This is a genomic window from Candidatus Methylobacter favarea (assembly GCF_902806695.1).
Classification (GTDB): Bacteria; Pseudomonadota; Gammaproteobacteria; order Methylococcales; family Methylomonadaceae; genus Methylobacter_B; species Methylobacter_B favarea.
Genome location: NZ_CADCXN010000132.1, coordinates 1 through 7,397 on the forward strand (window position 1 = coordinate 1; position 7,397 = coordinate 7,397).

The 7,397-nt window shown below is 49.8% G+C and carries 10 protein-coding genes and 1 pseudogene; 3 read left to right on the forward strand and 8 right to left on the reverse strand.

Features of this window, described 5'->3' with window-relative positions:
• Positions 1–817 precede the first annotated feature (817 nt).
• The 7 genes and pseudogenes from HUX64_RS18890 to HUX64_RS20035 form a co-directional block, all read right to left on the reverse strand.
• Positions 818–1,171, reverse strand: a complete 354-nt coding sequence (locus HUX64_RS18890; RefSeq protein ID WP_174627737.1) for a hypothetical protein — start codon at positions 1,169–1,171, stop codon at positions 818–820.
• A 45-nt stretch (positions 1,172–1,216) separates the two neighbouring features.
• Positions 1,217–1,375 carry a hypothetical protein gene (locus HUX64_RS18895; protein WP_174627738.1) on the reverse strand — a complete coding sequence of 53 codons (159 nt, stop codon included), beginning with the start codon at positions 1,373–1,375 and terminating at the stop codon, positions 1,217–1,219.
• 519 nt (positions 1,376–1,894) lie between these two features.
• Positions 1,895–2,131 (reverse strand): WGR domain-containing protein, encoded by a 237-nt coding sequence (locus tag HUX64_RS18900; protein WP_246247149.1) that lies wholly within the window; start codon positions 2,129–2,131, stop codon positions 1,895–1,897.
• 47 nt (positions 2,132–2,178) lie between these two features.
• Positions 2,179–2,727 (reverse strand): recombinase family protein, encoded by a 549-nt coding sequence (locus HUX64_RS18905; RefSeq protein WP_174627739.1) that lies wholly within the window; start codon positions 2,725–2,727, stop codon positions 2,179–2,181.
• 115 nt (positions 2,728–2,842) lie between these two features.
• Positions 2,843–3,190, reverse strand: coding sequence for a TniQ family protein (locus HUX64_RS18910; RefSeq protein ID WP_281355360.1), 348 nt, complete (start codon positions 3,188–3,190; stop codon positions 2,843–2,845).
• A 10-nt stretch (positions 3,191–3,200) separates the two neighbouring features.
• Positions 3,201–3,368: a hypothetical protein gene (locus HUX64_RS20030; protein WP_246247150.1), complete on the reverse strand. Its 168-nt coding sequence runs from the start codon at positions 3,366–3,368 to the stop codon at positions 3,201–3,203.
• 2 nt (positions 3,369–3,370) lie between these two features.
• A pseudogene (locus HUX64_RS20035) lies at positions 3,371–4,101 on the reverse strand (TniB family NTP-binding protein).
• A gap of 113 nt (positions 4,102–4,214) precedes the next feature.
• Between HUX64_RS20035 and HUX64_RS18920 the strand changes: the two are divergent.
• From HUX64_RS18920 to nirK, 3 genes are all read left to right on the forward strand, one after another.
• On the forward strand, positions 4,215–4,820 hold the full coding sequence (locus HUX64_RS18920; protein ID WP_174627741.1) for a recombinase family protein: 606 nt from the start codon (positions 4,215–4,217) through the stop codon (positions 4,818–4,820).
• 107 nt (positions 4,821–4,927) lie between these two features.
• Positions 4,928–5,110: a WGR domain-containing protein gene (locus HUX64_RS20045; RefSeq protein ID WP_281355361.1), complete on the forward strand. Its 183-nt coding sequence runs from the start codon at positions 4,928–4,930 to the stop codon at positions 5,108–5,110.
• A 71-nt stretch (positions 5,111–5,181) separates the two neighbouring features.
• Positions 5,182–6,282: a copper-containing nitrite reductase gene (gene nirK / locus HUX64_RS18930; protein ID WP_217426628.1), complete on the forward strand. Its 1,101-nt coding sequence runs from the start codon at positions 5,182–5,184 to the stop codon at positions 6,280–6,282.
• A 98-nt stretch (positions 6,283–6,380) separates the two neighbouring features.
• Here the strand turns inward: nirK and HUX64_RS18935 are convergent, their stop codons facing one another.
• On the reverse strand, positions 6,381–7,166 hold the full coding sequence (locus HUX64_RS18935; protein ID WP_174627742.1) for a sulfite exporter TauE/SafE family protein: 786 nt from the start codon (positions 7,164–7,166) through the stop codon (positions 6,381–6,383).
• Positions 7,167–7,397 lie beyond the last annotated feature (231 nt).

Here is a 7,397-nt window from a genome sequence, read left to right on the forward strand (position 1 = left end):
TTCGTCTTTTCATCGGTTCCCTGATGACATTATCTCGGGTTGTCAATAACGTTTACTATAACCATTTGGCTTGATCGAGTGAAACAAGATTTTTATTACGGGTTATTTGCGGTTTGTTGTACTAGAGCAATTCTCTATTAATCAGCATGGCCCTTTTCATAGAATGGCGATTCATAGGGAAATAAAATTTCATCATGCCTCACCCTTATTTTGATGATTTACGGCTGTGGTCGCGCAGGCAGTGAAACCGATTAAACGAGCCGCCAAGCCAGCCCCTTATTTCAAGTCAGCCAGGGTTTTCTCTAAAGTGCACCAGTTATGCTGCCAGAGCAATTGCGGGCGCGGCAAGCCTATCCACCTAGGACTAGCGGGGGCATTTAAACGGAAACCTGCGGTTTCACAAAACAGAAAATTATAGGGTAATAAAAAACAATAAGCCAAGATGCCCATGATCAGCAATAGCTTGTCTGACTATGCCCGAGTGGTGTAGGAGTATCTTGTTGATCAGGCTTGAAATTAAACCATAACCGTAAGTTTCTGCACCGATGCTCCCGCTAGTCCTAGTCGTTGCATTTTCATGGGGGCACCTCATTTTCTTTATCCATTATTGGTTAGGGCGCTTTGATTCCTGTTTTTTTCATCCGCAGTTTATGCAAAGCTAGAGTTATTCTGGCTTAAATAAGTGAGAGCTTCTGTTTGATACCGCACTTAGTAATGCATGTTTCGTCAGGGAAAGGTTGATCTGCATACGTCGGCGACGAATTAGCTAATCGCTGATATATGCAGATCATTAACTTAGTCCTTGTTTAGATTTAATTTATCCTAATATCGCTAATAGTTGAAGCAGGAAGGCTACGACAGCGGTGATATTGGTCAGGTCCAAATTGGGCAGTAAATTGCAAAGCAGACCGCTCAGTAATTGACCCACTAACCCACCTGTGGGGTCAGCTTCTACATCTATCGAAATAGGGTCTATATGAATCTCTAGCCCAAGTAGATTCAAATCTATGGCGCCAATGTCCAAATTCAAAATATCACAGCCTACCTGCTGAGTGGTAATCCCACCAGCGGATGCAGTCACGGGTGTTTTTCCTACATTCACGGGCACCGAAACATTAGTGGAGAAAGTCTTGCCTTGTACCGTTCCAGACAGAACGCCATCGGCAACCACTTTCCCAGAGTCCTCTCTAAAGTCTTTTATTGCGAGGGTCCCTTGCTAAATCTTTCCTGGCGAATAGCCAGACGCCTGGTCAATGACTTTGATAGAACCAGTAACTGGAATGACCCAGCTAACGCCATTTTTGACAGCTGCGTGAGCTTGGGAAAGAGGAGATAAAGCCAGGAAAAACGCCAAAAATAGAGTAAATACATTCATATTAACCTCTCATTACATAATATAGAGCTACAAGCTCCCTGTCTTGGGTAAGAGAAGGAGTATATGCTACTACGCAATACTATTTATCTTGAGTAAGAGAAAGAGTATATGTTGTAATGTAATAGTCAAAATTAGGAAGCTTTTATTTCAAATGGTTCCATTTAATTTAACTAAGTAAATTAATCAACATTTAATTGGCAAAAATTGAGATTAGCGGGAATGGAATTAAATAGGGCGGTATTATCGCTTATGTTGGGGAACGTACTTAACCCTCCAGCTAGGGGACTAGTTCCTAAAACATTGTTGCTGTTAAAGTGAGACAATAATGCGAATTTATATAGGTTTGGTTGAGGATCTATAACTGCCGCTGAAAATAGGTCGCCGGTTGTCTCGTTTGGGTCGGTAGTTGACTATCGTTGTTATTTCAGAGATTCGTGGATTGCAAACCCGACTGTTCTCAAACGCGAGCAGTATACTTATTCCTTATATATAGGCGGTCCTTGTTTCAAGCTGCTAAAATTACCCCATAGATTGATACCCCTTTTTCTGTTTGGCCTCGACGAGCCTTTGTCTCGCGGTCAGGGCTTTTTCCTCGGTCTCAAACCAGTCTTTGCGCACCGTACCGGGTGAGCCCACCCGGCCCCATTCCCTGACCAAGGCCCAATCTTCGAAAATGCCGGGCGTGACATGCAGCTGATAGAACCGGTGCAGGTTTTTGTCAGACTCATGCCGTTCCAGATGAATACGCGTCAACACTTCCCTCACCGGTCTGCCACTGTTTTTATGCTCTCATCCAGGGATGGCTAGGTAGCAGCATATTTATAGAGGGTGGTGCGTGAAACGCCATAGCGATCAGCCACACTGGTGATATTGACCGACGGATCGCGCAGCAATGCCCTTACTTCGCGAATCTGTTTTTCATCCAAAGCCGGTTTTCGCCCGCCTTTCCGGCCTCGGGCTCTCGCGGCAGTCAGCCCGGCCTGCGTCCTTTCGCGAATCAGATTTCTTTCAAATTCAGCCAGGGCTGCAAAAATATGAAACGTCAGTTTGCCGTTGGCATTCGTGGTTTCAATTTTTTCTGTCGGGCTCTCAAAGCCAATGCCGTCCCGTTCAAGTTTGGCGACAATTCGCACCAGGTCGGGCAAAGACCGCCCCAAGCGGTCCAGTCGCCATACGACTAATGTATCTCCTGCCCTCAACGCCTTACGACACTGTTCAAGTTCAACCCGCCCGGTATTTTTTCCACTGGCTTTTTCCTCATAGATAACACGACAATCTGCTTTTTTTAAGGCATCGTTTTGAAGATCCAAATGCTGGTCATCGGTCGATACACGGGCATAACCTATCAACATCGTATAACTCCAAAAGAATGTCGCAAAAATGTATCATAAATGAAGGCTTTTGCACCATAGTTTTGCGACACGGTAAAGCTTGATTCTGCCTATGCCTATTTTGTTGTCGCAAAACTTAGGAGTTTTGCGACAGGAGCCGGTTTGAGAAATCTTTTAACTCAGCTTGACCTTCAGGTGTTTCTGCGTATTGACGCATTTCGTCCATTAACCGATTCCAAATGCGCAGTAAGGTCATCTGCTCAAGCAGCCCAACAGGAATACCCGTGCCATCGGATAGTCGCCGCAGTAATTCCGGTGTTGGTTCCTGAAATCGCCTTGCCTGACTATCGTCGGCAGGTATGCCAAGTGCGCGCAGGCAAAAGTGTTCGTAACGTGCACCGTAACACTCAGCAAGTCGGCGGACATACTGTTCCAAGGTCTCGTAGGAATGGGGTTTTGGATGCAGCGGCCAGCGCTTCTGCATGCTGCCCTATTCAACGTAATTCCCGTTCAACCATGCGCAGGCGCACACTGGGAGGATGATAATCGGCACGCTCAATGACGGCGCAATTAATACGTTCTTCACCATGCAGTAATGCCGCTGCGGTGGCACTGGTAAGTAGTGCGCCGATTTCACCAATCGTACCTTCGGATCGGCGCAAAATCAGCTCGTATAGTGGTGCGGTTGATAAATGGGAGGGCTCACGCAGAGGCAAAACAGTTTCGAAACTAGCCAGCAGACATGCGAATTCCTCTCCTTGTTCCCATAGTGGCAGTAGCAAAGGATGAAACCGATTCTCAAGCTGGTCGTCGCTGCGAATTGCAAGATAGCGTCACGAATGCCCAGACAAACGATAGGAATACGCAGATCGTTGCCAATAAAACGGAGCAGATTCAACAGCTCTCGTTGCCGCCTGGCAGTTGCGCCTAGTAAATTATGTACCTCGTCAATAATCAGCATGCGTACGCCGACGGTACGCATAAGCCGCAACGTCTGCGCCTCGCGCATATCATTGCGACCGTAAAAGCCAACGGGAGTAGCGAGTGTAATCTGCAGTGCTGTGTGTAATCGGTTAGCAGTTGCCTCGGCTGGCATTTGCAGCATGAGTACTGGAATGACCTCGTGTTCACCATCATCGGAAATCTGTTGGGGATGCGCTCGATGGAATTTTTCGGAATCAGCGTTTTGCCGTTGTTACTTGGGCCTATAATCAGGAGGTTTTGTGGACGCAGCTTGCCGGGTTCGTCAGAGAGTAGCGCTTCGAGCTGCGCTAGTGTTTGGTTAGCACGGGTGTAGCCGATCCAACGCTCCATTCTGAGACGAGCACGACGCTCAATACCGGGTAGCATGGCAAGTGCGTTCGCTTCTGAACCTAGGTGATTGAGATTTACCATGGTTTGATGTCGTCAAACGGGCGTACTGGGCCGACATCGACTGTCGAAGTTGGCATCTCAGCTTGAGTTGACGACGCACTATCAGACTTCGAATCAATTTGGGTCGTGTCCGATTGCGGCGAGCTGTACACGTTTTTGCTTACTGTCGAGTGTCGACGACCGATCAAACCACTCAGAATCAGAGCAGGGAAATCCAGGCGGCAGGCTTTGCTATTGCAGCGCAGCGCCTGATTGAGGAATGCATCAGTGGCTCAGCGGCGGCAAAGGAGCGTCCTGGTTTTACCAAATTGATTGACCGGATGAAAGCGGGCGATATTCTGGTGGTGACAAAACTGGACCGGCTTGGGCGTAATACGATGGATGTACGAGCAACCGTCGAGCAGCTGGCAGGTTTAGGCGTACGCGTCCATTGTCTGGCTTTGGGCGGTGTTGATCTGACCAGCCCGGCGGGCAAGATGACCATGCAGGTGATTGCCGCGGTCGCCGAGTTTGAACGCGACCTGTTGATTGAGCGCACGCAGTCAGGGATTAACCGGGCTAAGGCGGCCGGCAAACCCTTCGGCAGACCACCCGCACTGAATAAGGCGGAACGCACAGCCGTTCTGGAAAAACTGGCGGCTGGTATTAATGTGGCTGAGTTAGCGCGTGAATTCAAGACGACCCGGCAAACCATTATGCGCATCAGGGAAGCGGCTTTGGTATCGCAACAAAGCAAATAGTTGAGGCAAGCCATGCATCACATTTATTAGTACGGCATGATGCCGAGCAAGATATGCACCGGTTTTATCAGTTATTTGTGGCGCCTGGCTTATCAGGCGAGTAGGCATTGGTCCGGGAATGGGGTAGGGTTGGATCGCCAGGCAGCGTGCGCAAAGACTGGTTTGATACCGAGGAAAAAGCCCTGACCGCGAGGCAAAGGCTTGTCGAGGCCAAACAGAAAAAGGGGTATCAATCTATGGGGCTATGGGGTAATTTTAGTAGCTTGAAACAAGGACCGTCTATATATTAAGGCATAAATGTAATTGCTCGCGTTTGAGAGCAGTCGGGCTTGCAATCCACGAACCTCTGGAAGGTAGATTGATGAAACAAATGCGAATGCTGGCGAGCCTTTTCGGAGTTGCTCTTGTCATCCTTTACTCGGCTGTCGCTCTTTCGGCAGAACAGCCTTCTGCAGATTCACTGGAGCGGGTTAAAGAAAAACTCGTCGCCCCGCCCGCCGTCCCCGTGCATACCCAAGAGGCCAAAGGCCCGCCGGTCATTGTGCGTATCCGTCTCGTAGTCGAGGAGAAGCGGATGCAGGTATCCTCCGACGGCGCCAACATTTGGGCGCTGACCTTCAACGGCACGGTTCCTGGACCCCTGATCGTCGCCCATCAGAACGACTACGTGGAGCTCACTTTAGTCAATCCCGGCACGAACACATTGGTCCACAACATCGACTTCCATGCTGCAACAGGGGCGCTGGGCGGCGGCGCAATGACCCATGTGGCTCCCGGACAAGAAGTCGTACTTCGCTTCAAGCTCATCAAATCCGGAGTATTCGTCTATCACTGCGAACCCGGCGGAGTGATGACTCCCCTCCATGTCGCTTCCGGGATGAATGGTGCAATCATGGTGCTTCCGCGCGACGGCCTTCGGGACGCCCAAGGCAAAAAGATCCACTATGATCGGGCATTCTACATTGGCGAGCAGGATTTCTACCTCCCCAAAGATGAGAAGGGCGCCTACAATTCCTATGTAACACCTGCCGCCGGGTTTGGCAACATGATGGAGGTGATGAAGACGCTCACGCCCACCTTCGAAGTATTCAATGGAAGCGTTGGTGCGCTTACAGGCGAGCATGCACTCAAGGCTCGGGTTGGGGAGAAGGTGCTTTTTATCCACTCACAGGCGAACCGCGATACACGCATTCACCTGATTGGGGGGCAGGGCGATCTTGTCTGGAGAGGAGGTTCCTTCGCCGATCCTCCTGCAACCAACCTCGAGACGTGGGCCGTTCCAGGGGGCTCAGCCATCGCCATGTTGTACGAATTCCGCCAGCCAGGAACCTACATGTATCTGAACCACAATCTAATCGAGGCTATGCTCCTCGGTGCTGCAGCGGAAGTAGAAGTAGAGGGCGCCTGGAATGAGGATATCATGAAGCAAATTAAAAAACCGGGGCCGATTGGGGAACACTGAATGGGGGTATAAGCCCAAACCGCCGAAAATTCTGGCTATGTCTCAGCCTTTATTTCAAGATCAACTTGCCATAAATCACATCGAACAGGGATGGTAGGCTAATTCTTAATCGACTGTGAAAGCGATTGAAGATCATAGCCGGAACCGGTCAACATCAAGCCTTTGTTGAACATCATCAATCCCAGGGCGATGACGATGAGACCGGATAAGGCGATCAGCCGTTGGCTGAGCTTGTGGGAAATCAAGCTGGTCATCGCGCCGAAACCCAACAAGACGGGTAAGGTTCCCGCCCCAAAGACTAATAGCATCTTGGCACCTTCCACCATGCTGCCGGTGCCAGCTGCCAGCACATAGATGGCTTGTAAAGGACCGCAACCGTTCATCAGGCCGGTCAACAAGCCAATCACGAAGGGGCTGTTGTTTTTTTTGGACTCAACGAACACGAACCGTGACAGGAAAGACGGCATGCGTAGGCTGAACAGCCTAAAAAAACGTAAGTGAGTGAGGTTGTTCAATCCGAACAGAATCAGAAAAATACCGGCCCCCAGCTGGGCAACGCCGCATAAATAGGGTGTGAAAGTCACGAATGACCCCAACAAGCCAAATGCCGCCCCCATCGCGGCATAGGAGAGTGTTTTGCCGATACCGTACATCAGGTGGGCCATCACATAGGAAGGGCTGGTTTGCTCGGATTCCCGTGCTGTATAACCAATCACGAAGCCGCCGCACATGCCGATGCAATGAAATCCGGTCAACAATCCCGTCACGAACAATAACCCGTAACTGACGCCCTGGTCGAAGTGAGGTATATGCGGCCGACCTTGCGTGAGCAGTGCGCCGACTACAATCAACGCGGCTATTCCAGCCAAGCCCAAAGATACCATGAGTGCTGTCTTTATTTTTGCCCGCCGGGATTCGGGTAAAGGCAGGGGGACGCAGGCGTAACCTTAGTTCTGGATGGCCTGAAAAATTTCTCTCAGACTCGTGTTCGAGTCATATAGGGACTCCTCCCCAATTGCAAGCCAAGTTTTTACAGAAATTGATGTTTCCAACAGAAATCAAGATTGCAGCCATATATTCGGTCTCTTGGGAGAGGTATTTAACCTCTGGACCCT

Coding starts and splice junctions, on each gene's coding strand:
- HUX64_RS18935 (WP_174627742.1), bottom strand. CDS start 7,166: ATGGTATCTTTGGGCTTGGCTGGAATAGCCGCGTTGATTGTAGTCGGC.
- HUX64_RS18905 (WP_174627739.1), bottom strand. CDS start 2,727: ATGTTGATAGGTTATGCCCGTGTATCGACCGATGACCAGCATTTGGAT.
- HUX64_RS18895 (WP_174627738.1), bottom strand. CDS start 1,375: ATGAATGTATTTACTCTATTTTTGGCGTTTTTCCTGGCTTTATCTCCT.
- nirK (WP_217426628.1), top strand. CDS start 5,182: ATGAAACAAATGCGAATGCTGGCGAGCCTTTTCGGAGTTGCTCTTGTC.
- HUX64_RS18910 (WP_281355360.1), bottom strand. CDS start 3,190: ATGCAGAAGCGCTGGCCGCTGCATCCAAAACCCCATTCCTACGAGACC.